The following is a 16565-nucleotide window of genomic DNA, read 5'->3' as shown; positions in this document are numbered from 1 at the left end:
GATGAGAGCCTTTCCCTGGGTTTGCCACGCTGCCGCCTTCGCGCTGTTGCTGGCGACGGCGGGGTGCAACCGTGACCGTGCAGACGCGGCGGCCGGCGTGCGCCAGACCAGGTTCCCCGGCGAGGTGACCGCAGGCGGCGGCACCAGCGGGCAGGTACTGGCGCGCACCGCCAAACCGACGACCGACGCCACCTACGCCGGCGGCACGCCAGGCATTGCCGGCGGCGCCGGCGGCACCTCGGGCGGCGCGGCCACGTCCGGCACGGTCCAGGAATCCGGCCAGGGGCCCAGCCAGGGCACGTCCCAGCCGGCCTCGGCCGGGCGCCCGGGCACCAACCTGCCGCCGGGCGACATGGGCAAGCCGGCCACTCCCGCCCCCAGCGAAACCACCGGCGGTGCGGCAACCCACCGCGACGCCGGGCAGGGCGCAGCCCCCGGTCAACTGGGCAGCGGAGGAGGCAAGCAATGAAGACGACATCACTGGCGTTCACGCTGGCGTTGCTGGCACTGGGCAGCGTCGCCAATGCGGCGCTGCCGCCGCCCAGCCCGGCGCAGGCGCAGGCCGCCGCCGCAAAAAAAGCGGCCGCCGACGCCCAGGCGCAAAAGGACAAAGAGGCCCTGATGGCGTCGATGGATGCGATCGCCGGGCGCTGGCGCTCGCGCGCCGCTGGCCAGGGCTGGCACACCAACCCGTCGGTTGCGATTGCGGCGCCGGCGGCGCCCAGCGCACCGGCGGCCGGCGCCGCACCGGCCGGCCAGCCCGGCGGCAAGCCTGGCCCGGCCGCGCCGGCCGTGCCCATTCGCAGCGAAAAACTGGGGACGGCGCCGCCGAGCGCCGACGTCAAGAAAAAACCGTGATCACCACGCAAGCCTGGAGAGACCGATCGTGAAGATGGCAAGCATGCCGATCGCCGTGCTGATGCAGCGGCGCGCACCCAGCCACCGCTGGGCCGACGACGCCTGGGCGGCCGTCGGTGTCGTTCCCGACCGCGGCAGCCTGCCGCCGCTGCACGTGCTCAGCGAAAGCCCGCAGCGCGACTACTACCTGGTGTCCGGGCTCGAACTGGAGCTGTACACCGACGAAAACGACGGCTACTACGAAAACGCGGTGGCGCCCGAGTCGAAGATCTTCGTCCTGTGGCGCATGCAAGGGGGCCGCGCCATACCGGTGCGCGCCTCGGTCAGCTATGTGGAGGGCACGCGCATGTTCGACTCCGGCGAAAGCGCGGACGGCGTCGCCATGCCGGCCGAGATCCACGCCTGGCTCTCGGCCTACCTCAACGAGCACTACCGGCCCCGTCCCCGCCGTGGCCGCGAACACGGATAAGGCGCCGGCCATGAGCAAGGAAGGCTTCCTGCGCCGCTGGTCGCGGCTCAAGTCGCAGGGCGCGCCGGCCGAAGCAGACAGCGCCGGCCACGCCCCGTGTGCGCCCGGCGGCCAGGCCGGCGCAACGCGGCAAAGCGCCGACGACGCGGCCGCGTTCGACCTGCCACCCGTGGCCCAGCGCGACCCGCACCCGCCCGTCGTTCCGCGCGCGCCCGAACCGGTGCCGCCGCCACGCCTGCCCACGCTCGACGACGTGGCCTTGCTCGGGCCGGATTCCGACTTCTCCGTCTTCATGACGCAGGGCGTGGACAAGACGGTGCAGCGCCTCGCGATGAAAAAGCTGTTCTCCGACCCGCACTTCAGCATCATGGACGGCCTGGACGTGTACATCGACGACTACACCAAGTCCGCTCCCGTCTCGCCTGGCATGCTCGCCTCGCTCGCGCATGCCAAGAACCTGTTCGCCCGCTTTGCCAGCGACGATGCCAAGCCCGGCCAGGGCGAACCCGGCGCCGGGCCGCAAGGCGGGCAGGGCGGCCCCAACCCACCAGAACAAGACGACGCATGAACATACGATTGATGGCGCCTTTCCCGGCCGACCCCGCACAGGAGCAGCGCGACCTGCTGGCGCGCGCCGCCGCGCTGGCCGCAATGTCCGCACTGCCCGAGCCCGACGAGGTGGCCAGCGTGACCTACCGCTCGGCCGGACGGGTGCTCGTGGTCGGCAACGCGGCGCACGCCCAGCTTCACGCCGACCGGCTGGCGCAGTCCCTGCCGGTAACGCTGCTGCTGACCGACGCCGAGGCAGGCGAGCTGCCCGCGCGCGCCTACCCCGTCTTTGCGCCGCGCGCGGTGGCCGTGGCCGGCTGGCTGGGCGCGTTCGAGGCGCGCTGGCAAGCCGCTGGCCAGGCGCCGCAGCAGGGCAGTTTTGACCTCGTGCTCGACCTGTCGGCCAGCCCCCTGATCGCCACCCACCAGCACCCGCACGGCTACTACGCGCCGGGCCACAGCGAGGACGCGCGCCACGCCGCGGTGGACGAGCTGCTGGACATGGTGGGCGAATTCGAAAAGCCGAAGTACTTCAGCTACAAGGAGCGCCTGTGCGCGCACAGCCGCAACCAGCGCAGTGGCTGCAGCGCCTGCATCGACATCTGCTCGGCGGGCGCGATCGCACCGGCGGGCGAGCGCATCCGGGTCAACCCCTACCTGTGCGCCGGCTGCGGCGCCTGCACCACGGTTTGCCCGACGGGCGCGCTGGCCTATGCCTACCCGGGCGCGAGCTACACCGGCACGCGGCTGAAGGCCGCGCTGCGCGCCTTTGCCGAGGCAGGCGGGCGCGATCCCGTCGTGCTGCTGCACAGCCAGGCCGATGGCGCCGCGCTGCTCGCCAGCCACGCCGGCGCGGGCGGTGCCTTGCCCGGCCGCGTGATCCCGCTTGCGCTGCACCATGTGGCCTCGACCGGCATCGACGTCTGGCTGTCGGCGATGGCCTACGGCGCCGCCGGCGTCACCGTACTGCTCACCGGCGCCGAAGCCCCGCAATACGCCGCCGCGCTCGACCAGCAGATGACCATTGCCCAGGCAGTGCTCGACGGTTTGGGCTATGCCGGGCCGCATCTGCAGCTCGCGCGCGCCACCGCACCGGACGAACTGGACACCGTGCTGCGGCACGCCCCGCGTGGCGCCGTACCGTCCGAGCCCGCCACCTTCAACCTGGCACTGGACAAGCGCAACTCGCTCGACTACGCGCTCGACCACCTGCTGCGCCACGCGAGCGTGCCCGCTACCGAGATCGCGCTGCCGGCGGCCAGCCCGTTCGGCGCGCTGCAGGTCAATCGCGATGCCTGCAGCCTGTGCATGGCCTGCGTCGGCGCCTGTCCGTCCGGGGCACTGCAGGACGGCCAGGCGCTGCCCCAGTTGCGCTTCATCGAGAAGAACTGCGTCCAGTGCGGCCTGTGCGCCGACACCTGTCCCGAAAACGCCATCACGCTGGTGCCGCGCCTGTCGTTTGCCGAGACCCGCAACCAACCCGTCGTGCTGAACGAGACGGAGCCCTTCAATTGCATCCGCTGCGGCCAGCCGTTCGGCACCCTGCAGATGATCGAGAACATGCTCACCCGCCTGTCCTCCCACCCGGCCTTCGCCGATCACCTCGACCGCATCCGCATGTGCGGCGACTGCCGCGTGCGCGACATGATGCAGCCCGGCGGCGAACTGACGGTCCAGCTGCGCCGGCCCGTGTAAGCTTGCCGTAAGCGAGTATGGCCACGATGGGACTGCACAATGTACGATAGCGTACACAGCGGGACGGCAGGCCGCCGTACCCGCCAAGAATAATGAGCGCACAGGAGACCCACATGACCCCATACCAGCGCTTCGTAGAGGCGCGCGACTTCCTGCAACGGCACCGCACCGACTACGAGACCGCTTACCGCGACTACCGCGCGCCCGAGCTCGACACCTTCAACTGGGCGCTCGATTTCTTCGACCAGGAGGCCAAGGACAACCAGCGCCCCGCGCTGTGGGTGGTGGGCGACGACGGCAGCGAGCAGAAGATCTCGTTCGCCGACATGTCCTCGCGCTCGCACCAGGTCGCGCAATACCTGTACGAGTGTGGCGTGCGGCGCGGCGACCGTGTGCTGCTGATGCTGCCCAACCGCGTCGAGCTGTGGGAGATCATGCTGGCCGGGATCAAGCTCGGCGCGGTGCTGGTGCCCACGACCATGCTGGTTTCCACCGCCGACCTGCAGGACCGGCTTGACCGCGGCGCGATCCGCCACGTGATCGCACAGGCGTCCGAAGCCCGCAAGTTCGCCGGCCTGCAAGGCAGCTTCACCCGCATCGCCGTTGGCGGCAGCGCCGAGGGCTGGCGCGACTTCGAGGACAGCCGCGCCGTGACCACCGTGTTCACGCCCGAAGGCCAGACCATGGCCGACGACCCGCTGCTGCTGTACTTCACCTCCGGCACCACGGCCAAACCCAAGCTGGTGCTGCACAGCCACCAGAGCTACCCGGTCGGGCACCTGTCCACCATGTACTGGATCGGCCTGCAGCAGGGCGATATTCACTGGAACATCAGCTCGCCCGGCTGGGCCAAGCACGCGTGGAGCTGCTTCTTCGCGCCCTGGAACGCGGGCGCCACCATCTTCGTGTACAACTACGAACGCTTCAACGCGCGGGCAGTGCTCGACGTGGTCCAGCGCTGCGGCGTGACCTCGCTGTGCGCGCCGCCCACCGTGTGGCGCATGATGATCCAGGAAGACCTGTCCAAGTGGAAGCCGCCGCTGCGCGAGCTGGTCGGCGCCGGCGAGCCGCTCAACCCCGAAGTAATCGACCAGGTGGCCAAGGCCTGGGGCATCCACATCCGCGACGGCTTTGGCCAGTCCGAAACCACGGCGCAGATCGGCAACCCGCCGGGCCAGCCGCTCAAGCCCGGCTCGATGGGCCGGCCGCTGCCCGGCTACCGCATTGCCCTGCTGGACGCGGACGACCAGCAGGTATTTGAGGGCGAAATCTCGGTCGCGCTCGACCCGCGCCCGCTCGGCCTGATGCTCGGCTACGAGGGCGACGAGGCCAAGATGGCCGATGTCATGCGCGCCGGCTACTACCACACCGGCGACACGGCGACCGTGGACGAAGATGGCTACTACTTCTACGTCGGCCGCAACGACGACGTGTTCAAGTCGTCCGACTACCGTATCAGCCCCTTCGAGCTCGAAAGCGTGCTGATCGAGCACGACGACGTGCTGGAAGCGGCGATCGTGCCGAGCCCGGACCCGGTACGCCTGTCGGTGCCCAAGGCCTTCGTCACGCTGCGCCAGGGCGTGGAGCCGAGCCGCGAGGTGGCGCGTGCCATCTTCGCGTTCGCGCGCGAGCGGCTGGCGCCGTACAAGCGCATCCGCCGCATCGAGTTCCGCGAGCTGCCCAAGACCATCTCCGGCAAGATTCGCCGTGTCGAGCTGCGTAAGCAGGAAGCCGGGCGCGGCGAGGGCGGGGCGGCCGGCGTGGAATATCGCGAGGAGGAGTTCGGCAACTGAGCGTCCGCAAGGCCGGCGCAAGCGCAGTCAGTATCGTGTAACGCAGCACGCCAACGACAAGGAGAAAGCATGCCCACGATTTCGCGTATCACCCCATGCCTGTGGTTCAACACGGAAGGGGAAGAAGCGGCCCGCTTCTACACCAGCATTTTCCCCAATTCGCGCATCACGTCGCTCACGCACTACCCCGCGGTTGGGCAGGAGCTGCACCGCCGCGAGGCCGGTTCGGTGATGACCGTCGCATTCGAACTGGACGGCCAGCAGTTCACCGCGCTGAACGGCGGCCCGGCCTTCAAGTTCACCGAGGCGGTGTCGATGCAGGTCTGCTGCGACACCCAGGACGAGGTGGACCACTACTGGAACCGTCTGTCCGAGGGCGGCGAGGAGCGCGAATGCGGCTGGCTCAAGGATCGCTATGGGATGTTCTGGCAGATCGTGCCGCGCGTGCTGATGGATACGCTGGTCGAAGCCGAGCCGGCGAAGGTCGAGCGCGTGTTCGCCGCCATGCTAAAGATGCGCAAGATGGACGTGGCCGAGCTGCGCCGCGCACTGGCCGGCTAGCTCGTAGGGTGGGCGGGTTTCCCGCCCACGCGTTCAATCAGTGCTTGTTTGGATTGAGCGCGTGGGCAGGAGACCTGCCCACCCTACGAAACCAGGTGCAATCGCGCCGCCTGCCGCACAAACCCCGCAATCTCGTCCTTGAGCGCCTTCGGCTCCACCACATACGAGCGGTGCGCCTCGGCCTGCAGCATGCGCACCAACTGCAGCGAATACATCACGGTGGCCTGCAGCTCGTACGTCCCGTCCCCACGCTTGACGATGCGCTGGTCCGCCGCCATCGGCGTTTCGCGATAGCTGTCGCACAGCGCCTGCCCGTCCGCATTATCCGCAAAGCGCAGCCTGAGCGCGATCTTCCCCTTGTCGAAGAACTGCAGCTGCCCGTTCCCCAGCGCTGCCTCCAGGCTCGGCAAGCCGCGCGCCACCGGCTCCTGGCGACGCCGCGCCACGCGCCGGACGCGGTCGATCCGGAAGGTCTGCACCGGCCCCGGCGCGCGCTTGTGCACGTTCTCCTCCTTCACCGCCAGCAGGTAGAAGAACAGCCCCTGCTTGACCAGCCCGACCGGATGCAGCCGGTACGCCGTCTCGCCGCTGCTGCGCGCCGTGCGGTAGGCCAGGTCGAGCTGCTCGCCATGCAGCAGCGCCTCGTTGATCTCCTGCAGGTGCGGCATGTTCAACTCGGGCGGCCGCAGTGCCGGCCCGTCCGCGATCACGCGCACACGCTCGCGGAACTGCGCCTGCGGCTGGTTCGCATGCATGGAAAGCACCCGGTTCGACACTTTCAGGTACTGCATCAGCGATTCGTACGCCGAGGCCGGCATGAAGAACTTCAGCTCCTGCTCCACGAGGCTCAGTAACAACGCGTCTTCATTGGACAGCGTACGAAACAGCAGCGCCTTGCTGTTGGGCGTGTGGCTCCAGCGCGGCACGCGGGCGTCGTCTTCATCCATCCCCTGCTGCAGGTCCACGCCGATGCCGCGCCACACCGAGCCCACCGCGTCGATCGCCTCCAGGTCGCGCTCGACCGTGCGACGGCCGCAGTCGAAGCCGCTCGCATTGAGGTAGTCGGTCAGCTCGCCCACGGTGCGCCCGGCCGCGGGCGAGTGCCCGACCGGCAGCCGGTCGAGCAGGGCGATGCGCCGCGCCAGGGTTTGTTCGCTTGCCTGTTTGCCTTTTCCGCTCATGTTTTTTTCTGCGTCACATATTGTCGCGTATCGACTATAGCATGAGCACATCAGACAAAACACAAGAGGAGAACACAATGAGCATCCGATCCGTGACCCAGGTACGCCGTTCGCTGCTGCGCGGCGCATTCGCCCTGATTGGCCTGGCCGCCGGCACCGCTGCCCAGGCCCGCACCGCGCCCCGCGCGCGCCGCCGCTCGCGCGACGAAATGCTGTACGAGCAGGCCTTGAACCTGGTGCAGCAGCACTTCGACCAGCACGGCGACGTGATCGCCGGCCCGGTCTCGCTGCTGCAGCGCCAGTACGAACTGGGCTACGGCCAGGCGCTCGAACTGGCCGGGCAGCTCGAGCAGGCGCAGGTCTGGACCGTGTTCCGCGACGCCGCCGGCATGCGCTGCGCGCGCCGCCAGATCCGGGTCTAGACCGGCTGCGTTAAGTGTGCGCGGTGGCGCGGACGATTCTTCCATAATACGGGCAGTTCAACTCTCGCCTGCGGCATCATCGTGTTCATGTCCACCACCGCAAAGCCGGGCGCGCGCAAGGCGCCGCCGGCGTACGAAGTCAAGTCTTCACCGGTCCACGGCAATGGCGTGTTCGCCAGCCGCAAAATCCCGGCCGGCGAGCGCATCGTCGAATACAAGGGCGAACGCATCAGCTGGGACGAGGCGATCGAGCGCGCCGAGCGCCGCGGCGGCCCGGTCAACCACACCTTCTATTTCAGCCTGCACGACGGCCGCGTGATCGATGGCGGCAGCCATGGCAACCAGGCGCGTTTCATCAACCATGCTTGCTCCCCCAACTGCGAGGCGTATGAAGAAGACGGGCGCGTGTACATCCACGCGCTGCGCGACATCGAGGCCGGCGAGGAACTGAACTACAATTACGCCTTGATCTACGATGAGCGACACACGCCGGCGCTCAAGCGCCTGTTCGAATGCCGTTGCGGCACCGAGGGCTGCACCGGCACGATGCTCGCGCCCAAGCGCCGCCGCGGCAAGGCGGCGTAACGAACCGCCAGGGAGCTCATGAAATCCGTCGTCCGCAGCCTGCTCGAAACAGACCTCTACAAGTTTACGATGTGGCAGGCGCTGCTGCACCGGCATCCCGGCGCCCACGGCGAGTACGAATTCTGGTGCCGCAACCAGCCCGAGTTCCCGCTGGCCGAGCTCAAGGAAGAGGTGGAACGCGAGCTCGACCACCTGTGCTCGCTGATGTTCACCGACGAGGAAGTGGCCTACCTGCGCGGCCTGCGCTTCATCAAGAGCGACTTTGCCGATTTCCTCACCGTGTTCCGCTTCCAGCGCAAGTTCATCACCGTGGAAACGGACGGCCCGCACCTGCGCATCAAGGCCGTCGGCCCGGTGGTGCACGTGATGGGCTTTGAAATCTACGTGCTCTATATCGTCAACGAGCTGTACTTCCGCCGTTTTGAGCAAGCCCCGGCGCTGGTCGAAGCCCGCAAACGCCTGGCTGGCAAGATCGCCGAGCTGCGCGCCTTTGACAAGGAGCCGCACCGCAGCAACCCGTTCGAGTTCTTCGACTTCGGCGTGCGCCGCCGCTTTTCCGGCGACTGGCACGACGAGGTGGTGCGCACGCTGGCGCGCGAGGTGCCGCAGTACTTCAAGGGCACCTCCAACGTGCACCTGGCGCGCAAGTACAACCTGGTGCCGATCGGGACCATGGCACACGAGTACATGCAGGCCTTCCAGTCGTTCGGCGTGCGGCTGCGCGACTTCCAGAAGGCCGCACTGGAGGACTGGGTGCAGGAATACCGCGGCGACCTGGGCACTGCGCTGACCGACGTGGTGGGCATGAACGCCTTCCTCAACGACTTCGACCTGTACTTCGCCAAGCTGTTCGACGGCCTGCGCCACGACTCGGGCGACCCGGTGGAGTGGGGCGAGAAGGCGATCGCGCATTATCACAAGCTGCGCATCGACCCGCGCACCAAGCGGCTGGTGTTCTCGGACAGCCTGTCGGTGCCCAAGGCGCTGTCGCTGTACCGCCATTTCGGCGACCGTATCATGACGGGTTTTGGCATCGGCACCAAGCTGACCAACGACACCGGCATCGAGCCGCTGAACATCGTCATGAAGCTCGTGCGTTGCAACGGCCAGGCGGTGGCCAAGCTGGCCGACACGCCGGGCAAGTCGCAATGCACGGACGAGACCTTCCTGGCCTACCTGCGGCAGGTCTTCAACCACTACGTCTGACAGCATGCATTGCGCATGGCGCTTGACTCCCGGCGCGGCTGCGCTAGGATGGGCGCCAGTCCACCAACGCCAGGAGAAACGCATGAAGTTCCGCTGCCTGTTCGCTGTCGCGGCCTTTGCCGCAACCCTTGCCCATGCCCAGGACAACAACGTCAACGAAGCAACGGCCGCTGCGGAAAGCTGGCTCGCCCAGGTCGACAAGGGCGACGTCGCCGGCTCGTGGGACAACATCGCCAGCGCGTCGCAAAAGATGGTGAGCAAGGCGGACTGGGAAAAATCGGTGCGCGGTGCGCGCGACCCGTATGGCAAGCCGGTGTCGCGGCGGCTGGCGACTGCGGTGGCCACCCGGGCGCTGCCTGGCGCGCCGGAAGGCGAATACGTGGTCATCCAGTACAACACGAAGTTCAACCAGCTGCCCGCCAACCAGATTGGCATCGAGACCGTCACGCCCATGCGCGACAAGGACGGCAAGTGGCGGGTGTCCGGCTACTACATCAAGACGGTGCCGCATAACGAGCTGAAGGACTGAACGCGGTACCGTAGGGTGGGCCGCTCTGCTGCCCACGCGTTCAAACAGTGCGGGCTCTGCCTGAACGCGGCCTTCAGACCAGTTCTCGATCAGCACGTAGGGTGGGCACTTGTGCCCACGCGTTCTCACGCGCCGCGTATCGAACCGCGTGGGCTCAAGAGCCCACCCTACGGGAAGTCGCTTACGCGTGCGCCGTGGCTCGCTTGCGCGGTGCCGGTTTGGGTTTGGGCGGCGCGGCCGCTTCGTGCGCCAGCCGCTCCTCCAGCAGGGCCAGCACCGCCGCCTCCTCGGGATTGAGCTTGTGCAGCTCTTCTGTCAGCTCCTCCCCGGCGCGCTCGCGCAGCACCTGCAGCGTCGCGCCTTCCAGGTAGCTGTCCAAAATCGCCGGGTGCACGTAGCACTTGCGGCACACCGTCGGCGTGTTGCCCAGCTTTTCGGCCACTTGCTCGATCGCGCGCACCACGTTCTTCTTGGCCTGCGCCTGCGAGTCGAACTTCTCGAACTCCTGCAGCGCCATCGCGGCCAGCACCGTGCCCGACCAGGTGCGAAAGTCCTTGGCCGTGTAGTCCTCGCCGCTGATCTGGCGCAGGTATTCGTTCACGTCGCTCGAATCGACGGTGCGCGTTTCGCCGTCGTCGTCCACGTACTCGAACAGTTCCTGCCCCGGCAGGTCGCGCGTGCGCTGGATGATGCGCGCCAGCCGCCGGTCGTGCACCTTGACCTTGTGGTACACACCGCTCTTGCCGCGAAAGCGGAACTCGACGTCGCTGCCGTCGATGCGCACGTGGCGCCGCTGCAGCGTGGTCAGACCGAACGATTTGTTGGTGCGCGCGTACTCCTCGTTGCCGACCCGGATCATCGTCGTCTCCAGCAGGTACACGATGGTCGCCAGCACCTTTTCGCGCGGCAGGCCGGGCAGGGCCAACGCCCGGTTGACCTCCCGGCGGATCGCCGGCAGGGCCTCGCCGAACTTGATCATGCGCTCGTACTTGACCTCGTCGCGCACCTCGCGCCACGTGGGATGGTAGCGGTATTGCTTGCGCCCGCGCGCGTCGCGCCCGGTCGCCTGCAGGTGGCCGTTGGCAAGCGGGCAGATCCACACGTCGGTCCACGCCGGGGGAATGGCGAGCGACTTGATGCGCCGCAGGACGTCCTCGTCGGTGATCGTTTCGCCCTTGGGGTCCACATAGCGAAAAGCCTCGCCCGCGCGCTCGCGCCGGATGCCAGGCTTGCTGTCGTTCACGTAGCGCAGCCCGGCGGCCCGGGCGGCAGCGGGCGGGTCGGCGTTCGCCACCGGGCTGGCCAGCGGCAGGTCTTCGCTCTTCATGGTGTGGGGTGCGAAAATGGGCGAGAGGTCTGGCCGATCTTACTCGCTCGCTTGCGCGCGCACCGTTCGCAACATAACTTTGTCAGCGATAACGCGCTTCCACCAGGTCGATTTCGCGCAGCAGCTTGCGGGCGGTCTCGTCCGAAATGCGCTCCTCGCGCGCCAGCTGCAGGATCGTGTCGCGCTCCGCGTGCAGCGCCACCAGGCGGAAGTCGCGCTCGGACTGGTCGGCCATGCGCACCTTGGCCGGGTCCATGCTGCCGGCCACGCCGCCGGCCAGGCGGTGCTCGTAGATGCCCATCACATGGTCCGCCGCGCTGCTGTGGATCTCGGGATCGATGTGCTGGTGCGCCTGCTGGTGGCTGGACTGTTCGACCGCCGCGATCGCCGCCACCGCCGCCTCGTGGCGTGCAAAGTCTTCCTGCGCCGCGTCGGCCGGCTCTTCCGGCAGCTTGAGCGAACGCAGCAGCGGCGGCAGCGCCACGCTTGCGAGCACCAGCGACACCAGGATGACAGATGCCGCGAGGAAGATCGCGAGATGGCGGCCGGGCAGGGGCCGGCCGTTCGCCAGGGTCAGCGGCAGGGTCAGGATGCCGGCCATCGTCAATGCGCCGCGCACGCCGGCCAGCGAGGTGGCCAGCACCAGACGGAACTTGCTCACGTTCACATGATGGCCCTGGCGCTTGGCGCTGAGCAGCGTCAGCCGCAGCGAAACCCAGACCCAGATAAAGCGCAGCAACAGCAGCCCCAGGCTGACCGCGAGCGCGGTGGACGCCAGTCGCCACAGGCCGCGTTCGCCACCGCTGGCCTCGGCCGCCCGCAAGGCGCCACTGATAATGTCAGGCAATTGCTCGCCGAGCAGGACGAACACGATGCCGTTGAACGCGAACTGCACCGAGTCCCACACCACGGCACGGCGCACGCGGGTGGTGGCCAGCGCGCGCCCGCTCAGTTCCACGTAGCTCATGGTGATGCCGGCGGCCACCGCGGCCAGGATGCCGGAGCCCTGCAGGCGCTCTGCGACCAGGTAGGCGCCGAACGGCGTGAGCAGGTTGATCAGGACCGGCGAGCCGCTCTCTTCGCCAAAGCGGCGCGACAGCGAGCGCTGGGCGTACGAGATCGCCAGCGTGATGGCCACGCCGCTGGCAATGCCGGCCAGCGCCACCCACAGGAAGGTGACCGCGGCCGAGGCCAGCGAAAAGTGGCCGGTGATGGCGGCCGCGACGGCAAAACGGAAGCACACCAGGCCGCTGGCGTCGTTGAGCAGGGCCTCGCCTTCCAGGATGTGCATCAGGCGCGGCGGGATCGGCACCCGGCTGGCGATCGACGATACCGCGATCGGGTCGGTGGGCGCGACGATGGCCGCCAGCGCAAACGCCACCGCCAGCGGCATCGACGGCACCAGCCAGTGGATCAGGTAGCCGGCGCCGATCACCGTGAACACGACCAGGCCCAGCGCCAGTTCGAGGATGGTGCTCTTGTCGCGGAACAGGCCGACCTTGGGGATGCGCCAGCCATCGAGGAACAGCAGCGGCGGCAGGAACAGCAGGAAGAAGATGTCCGGCTCGAGCGTGACGCCGTGCCCGAACACGCCTTCGATCACGGCGCCCAGTGCAATCTGGACCAGCGGCAGGGGTAGCGGAAACGGCAGCATGCGCACCACGTAGCCGCTCGCCACAACCGCCAGCAGCATCGCCAGCACCAGTTCAACCGAATCCATGCATTCCCTCCTTGATAGTCAGGATGATAAAGGAATGCGAGGATGTGTTGGTCACCATTGCTATGAAAACCCGTCGTCCCGGCGAGAGCCGGGACGACGGTGGTCTGGATGCTGTTGGCTAGAGCGGCGGGCGGTCGAGTGCGGCCGTGTGCGGCACCCGCACCGAAGCGAGCAACTGCGTCAGCTGCACCGTGTTCACCGGCTTGACGAGGTAGTGGTCGAACCCGGCCAGCGCCGAGGCCTCGCGGTCCTGCTGGCGGCCGTAGCCCGTCATGGCCACCAGGGTCGCGCCGGCAGCCTGCGGCGTCAAGCGCAGCCGCCGTGCCAGTTCGTTGCCGTCGAAGTCCGGCAGCCCGATGTCGAGCAGGCAGACCTGCGGCCGGAACGCGCGCGCCAGTTCCAGCCCTTCGGCCGCGCGGTGCGCCACCCGCACCGCGTGCCCGGCCGCCTCCAGGAACAGCTGCAGCGTGTGCGCCGCGTCCTGGTTGTCGTCCACCAGCAAAATGCGCAGCGGCTCGGCCGGCGCGCCGCGCCGCTCGATCGCCGGCAGGGCGGGCGCTTGCGTGGGCGCGTGCTCTTCGTGGCGCGGCAGGCGCACCGTGAAGATGCTGCCCTTGCCCAGGCCGGCGCTGTAGGCGCGCACGCCGCCGCCGTGCAGCTCGACCAGGCTCTTGGCCAGCGCCAGGCCCAGTCCCAGGCCGCCTTGCGAGCGGTCCGGCGTGCGCTCGGCCTGCGTGAACAGGTCGAACACCCGCTCGACCAGCGCCGGCTCCATGCCGATGCCGTCGTCCGACACAGAAATCACGTAGTCGTCGTCCTCGCGCGCCAGGCGCAGCTCGATGTGCCCGCCCTCGGGCGTGTACTTGGTCGCGTTGCCCAGCAGGTTGGCCACCACCTGCACCAGCCGCTTGTGGTCGCCCTTGACGATGGCCGGCTCCTGCGGCAGGTCGATCACCACGCGGTGGCGCCGCGCGTTCACCAGCGGCCGGATCTGCTCGGCCGCGTCTTCCACCACCTTCTTCAGGTCCAGCGCCTGGGTGGACAGCGACACCAGCCCGCGCGTGACGCGCGAGACGTCCAGCAGGTCGTCCACCAGGCTGGTCATGTGCTCGACCTGGCGCGCGATGATCGCGCAGGTCTGCGTGATCTGCGCGCTGTCCGAGTGCAGCAGCTTGAGCAGGTGGGCGCCGGTGCTGATCGGCGCCAACGGGTTCCTCAGCTCGTGCGCCAGCATCGCCAGGAACTCGTCCTTGCGCTGGTCCGCCGCGCGCAATTCGCGCTCGGCCAGGCTGCGCGCGGTTTCCTTCTTCTGCAGCGCCTCGGCCATCTCGTCCAGCGCCTTGGCCAGGTTGCCGATCTCCTCGTGCCCGTACTCGATGCCGGTGCGGGCATCGAGCTTGCCGGCGGCGATGCAGCGCGCCGTGTCCATCAGCTTGCGCACACGCTGCACGATCAGGATGTCGCCCGCCAGCCAGGCCGCCAGCAGGGCCAGCATGGTGGTGGCGGCCAGCGCGGCCAGGGACATGAGCTGGTCGTGGCGCGCGGTGTACGTGATGGTGTCGGTCGGGATGCCGATCGAGACCGTGTAGTCGGTCAGCTGCGGCGCGCCTACGTGCGCGAACGCGTGCAGGCGCTCGACGCCATCGTCGCCCTTGAGCACCAGCGACTTGCCGTTCGCATGCGCCATCCCTTCCAGCATCGGCTGCGAGATGGCGGTGCCGAGCCAGCGCTCGGGCTCGGGCCGGCGCGAGATGATCTGGCCGCGCGCGTCGGCCGTGGTCAGCACCGAGCCGGGCGGCAGGCTGATGTCGTTGACGAAGGTGTCCAGGTCGGCCAGGTCCATCGCGGCGAACACCACCGCCACAACCTGTCCGTCGTGGTTGATGACCGGGTAGGTCAGGTTGATCGTATGCTTGCGTATCACGCGCCCGAACACGTAGTCGCCGGCGACGAAGCGGCGCTCCGAAATGGCGCGCTTGAAGTGGCTGCGGTCGCCCAGGTTCACCGGGTGCAGCAGCGGCACCGCACTGCAGCTCACGTCGCCGTTGAGCTGGATGAGGCCGAAGTTGACATAGCCCTCGTTGCGGTCCAGGACGTCGGCCAGCAGCGCGCGGCAGCGCTCCTTGGGGCCGAGCAGGTCCGGCACGCTGGCCAGGTCCACCAGGATCTGGCGCGCCGCCTCGATCGATTGCGCTTCGTTGGCCGCGGCCAGCCGCGTGAGCCGGCGCAGGTTTTCTTCGGACGCCTTGACCGCCTGCTCGCGCTCGCGCACGCCGTTCACCACGGTCATCACCGCGATCGGCGTGATCGCCAGCGCGACCAGCAGCATCAGCCTGCTGCGCAGGCTGTTCAGGCGAAGACTGCCCAGCGAGAACTTCATCGTTGCTTGGCGCGCGCGTAGTCGTCGCCAAAGGCGATGATACGGCGGATGCCTTCCTCCAGCGTCGCCACGTCGTCCGAGATGTAGCCCAGGCGGATGTAACCCGGCACGCCGAGCGCGTCGCCCGGCATGACGGCCACGCGCTGCTCTTCCAGCAGGCGCTCGGAAAACGCCACCGTCTCCATCGTCAGCGAGCGGATGTCGCCCCACAGGTAGGGGCCGGACGCCGGCGCGTGCATGTCGATCCACGGCACTTCGGCGAAGTGCCTGACCGCCAGGTCGCGCCGCGCGCGGTAGTCGTCCATCATCTCGCGCGGGGTGCCGCAGGCAAAGGCGGCGTCGGCCGCGATCTGCGAAATGTGCGATGCCGCCGCAGTGATCGGCCCCTGCAGCGTTTCCATTGCGCTGACCACTTCCTTGGGCGCGAGCGCAAAGCCCACGCGCCAGCCCATCATGGCGTAGCTCTGCGAGGCCGAGAAGATCGTGACCACGCCGATCTTGCGCCAGTCGCCGATCGCGGCAAAGCTGGTGTGCCGGCCCTCGAACGCGAGGTGCTCGTAGCTCTCGTCCACGATCACTTGCGCGCCGGTGCGTTCCACCCACGCGCGGATGTGTTCCAGCTCCGCGCGCGTGAACACCTTGCCGGTCGGGTTGTGCGGGTTGTTGATGATGACTACCTTGGCCGGCGCGATCGCGTCCAGGAAGGCCGGCGTGACCTGGTCCGGCAGGTCCACCAGGATTGGGGTAAGGCCCAGCAGCTGCGCGGTGGCCACGTAGGCCGGCCAGTGCGGCTTGAAGATCACGACCGCATCGCCCGGGTCGGTCATCACGTACAGCGACTCGTACAGCGCCTGCTTGGCGCCGCAGGTGACGATGATCTCCTCGCTGCCGGCTTCGATCTCGTTCTCCTTGCGCAGCTTCTCGCGCAGGTGCTCGCGCACCTGCAGGGCGCCGACCACGCTGGTGTAAGGCATGGTGCGCTCGCGCTCGACTGCCTGGGCGACCGCGTCAAGCACCGGTTTCGGCGCCGGGAAGTGTGAAATGGCGATCGAAAAATCGATCACCGACTCACCCTGGTTCCGCAGCGTTTCCACGCGGCCGTGCATGGCAGTGGTGGCGAGCGGTCGGGAAGAGGCAATACGGTTGGAGATTTTCATCTTGCATTAACGATAAGTGTTTGATGATTCGGGCTTTTTCCTGACCTCAAGCCCGGCACGGCGGGTTTCCGGATTGTACTAAATTAAGAAAATCCCGTCCTTCAATTGAAGCGCGGTCTTAGTTGACACCTAA

At 68.1% G+C, this 16565-nt stretch carries 16 protein-coding genes; 11 read left to right on the top strand and 5 right to left on the bottom strand.

Annotated features, from left to right (window positions below; translation table 11 throughout):
- The first annotated feature begins 1 nt into the window (after position 1).
- The 7 genes from NX774_RS01975 (at position 2) to NX774_RS01945 (ending at position 5925) form a co-directional block, all read left to right on the top strand.
- On the top strand, positions 2–469 hold the full coding sequence (locus NX774_RS01975; protein ID WP_258820470.1) for a hypothetical protein: 468 nt from the start codon (positions 2–4) through the stop codon (positions 467–469).
- Complete coding sequence (locus NX774_RS01970; RefSeq protein WP_258820469.1) at positions 466–858, top strand: hypothetical protein; 393 nt, start codon at positions 466–468, stop codon at positions 856–858. The genes NX774_RS01975 and NX774_RS01970 overlap by 4 nt, the downstream gene beginning before the upstream one ends.
- Positions 859–892: 34 nt before the next feature.
- Entirely contained in the window at positions 893–1327 is a 435-nt protein-coding gene (locus tag NX774_RS01965) for a DUF3305 domain-containing protein (RefSeq protein ID WP_258821428.1), read from the top strand.
- A gap of 10 nt (positions 1328–1337) precedes the next feature.
- On the top strand, positions 1338–1895 hold the full coding sequence (locus NX774_RS01960; RefSeq protein ID WP_258820468.1) for a DUF3306 domain-containing protein: 558 nt from the start codon (positions 1338–1340) through the stop codon (positions 1893–1895).
- On the top strand, positions 1892–3571 hold the full coding sequence (locus tag NX774_RS01955) for a 4Fe-4S binding protein (protein ID WP_258820467.1): 1680 nt from the start codon (positions 1892–1894) through the stop codon (positions 3569–3571). Before NX774_RS01960 ends, NX774_RS01955 begins: the two co-directional genes overlap by 4 nt.
- 113 nt (positions 3572–3684) lie before the next feature.
- Positions 3685–5364 (top strand): AMP-binding protein, encoded by a 1680-nt coding sequence (locus NX774_RS01950; protein ID WP_258820466.1) that lies wholly within the window; start codon positions 3685–3687, stop codon positions 5362–5364.
- A 69-nt stretch (positions 5365–5433) separates the two neighbouring features.
- Entirely contained in the window at positions 5434–5925 is a 492-nt protein-coding gene (locus NX774_RS01945; RefSeq protein ID WP_258820465.1) for a VOC family protein, read from the top strand.
- Positions 5926–6008: 83 nt separating this feature from the next.
- Here the strand turns inward: NX774_RS01945 and NX774_RS01940 are convergent, their stop codons facing one another.
- On the bottom strand, positions 6009–7106 hold the full coding sequence (locus tag NX774_RS01940) for a helix-turn-helix transcriptional regulator (protein ID WP_258820464.1): 1098 nt from the start codon (positions 7104–7106) through the stop codon (positions 6009–6011).
- A gap of 77 nt (positions 7107–7183) precedes the next feature.
- Here NX774_RS01940 and NX774_RS01935 point away from each other — a divergent pair, with 77 nt between their 5' ends.
- The 4 genes from NX774_RS01935 to NX774_RS01920 all read left to right on the top strand — a co-directional run bounded on the left by NX774_RS01935 (position 7184) and on the right by NX774_RS01920 (position 9848).
- A complete protein-coding gene (locus NX774_RS01935) occupies positions 7184–7528 on the top strand; it encodes a hypothetical protein (protein ID WP_258820463.1) in 345 nt (114 codons plus the stop codon).
- Between the two features lie 87 nt (positions 7529–7615).
- Entirely contained in the window at positions 7616–8113 is a 498-nt protein-coding gene (locus NX774_RS01930; protein ID WP_258820462.1) for an SET domain-containing protein, read from the top strand.
- A gap of 18 nt (positions 8114–8131) precedes the next feature.
- On the top strand, positions 8132–9319 hold the full coding sequence (pncB, locus tag NX774_RS01925) for a nicotinate phosphoribosyltransferase (protein WP_258820461.1): 1188 nt from the start codon (positions 8132–8134) through the stop codon (positions 9317–9319).
- 82 nt (positions 9320–9401) lie between these two features.
- Positions 9402–9848 carry a DUF4019 domain-containing protein gene (locus tag NX774_RS01920; protein ID WP_258820460.1) on the top strand — a complete coding sequence of 149 codons (447 nt, stop codon included), beginning with the start codon at positions 9402–9404 and terminating at the stop codon, positions 9846–9848.
- A 181-nt stretch (positions 9849–10029) separates the two neighbouring features.
- Here the strand turns inward: NX774_RS01920 and NX774_RS01915 are convergent, their stop codons facing one another.
- The 4 genes from NX774_RS01915 to NX774_RS01900 all read right to left on the bottom strand — a co-directional run bounded on the left by NX774_RS01915 (position 10030) and on the right by NX774_RS01900 (position 16369).
- Positions 10030–11175, bottom strand: a complete 1146-nt coding sequence (locus NX774_RS01915; protein WP_258820459.1) for a DNA topoisomerase IB — start codon at positions 11173–11175, stop codon at positions 10030–10032.
- 82 nt (positions 11176–11257) lie between these two features.
- A complete protein-coding gene (locus NX774_RS01910; RefSeq protein ID WP_258820458.1) occupies positions 11258–12895 on the bottom strand; it encodes a Na+/H+ antiporter in 1638 nt (545 codons plus the stop codon).
- A 118-nt stretch (positions 12896–13013) separates the two neighbouring features.
- Entirely contained in the window at positions 13014–15275 is a 2262-nt protein-coding gene (locus tag NX774_RS01905; RefSeq protein ID WP_258820457.1) for a hybrid sensor histidine kinase/response regulator, read from the bottom strand.
- A complete protein-coding gene (locus NX774_RS01900) occupies positions 15272–16369 on the bottom strand; it encodes a pyridoxal phosphate-dependent aminotransferase (RefSeq protein WP_258820456.1) in 1098 nt (365 codons plus the stop codon). Before NX774_RS01900 ends, NX774_RS01905 begins: the two co-directional genes overlap by 4 nt.
- Between the last annotated feature and the right edge of the window lie 196 nt (positions 16370–16565).

This window comes from Massilia agilis (assembly GCF_024756255.1).
In the GTDB taxonomy this organism is placed as follows: Bacteria; Pseudomonadota; Gammaproteobacteria; order Burkholderiales; family Burkholderiaceae_D; genus Telluria; species Telluria agilis.
This window is presented reverse-complemented; position numbering and strand designations above follow the sequence as displayed.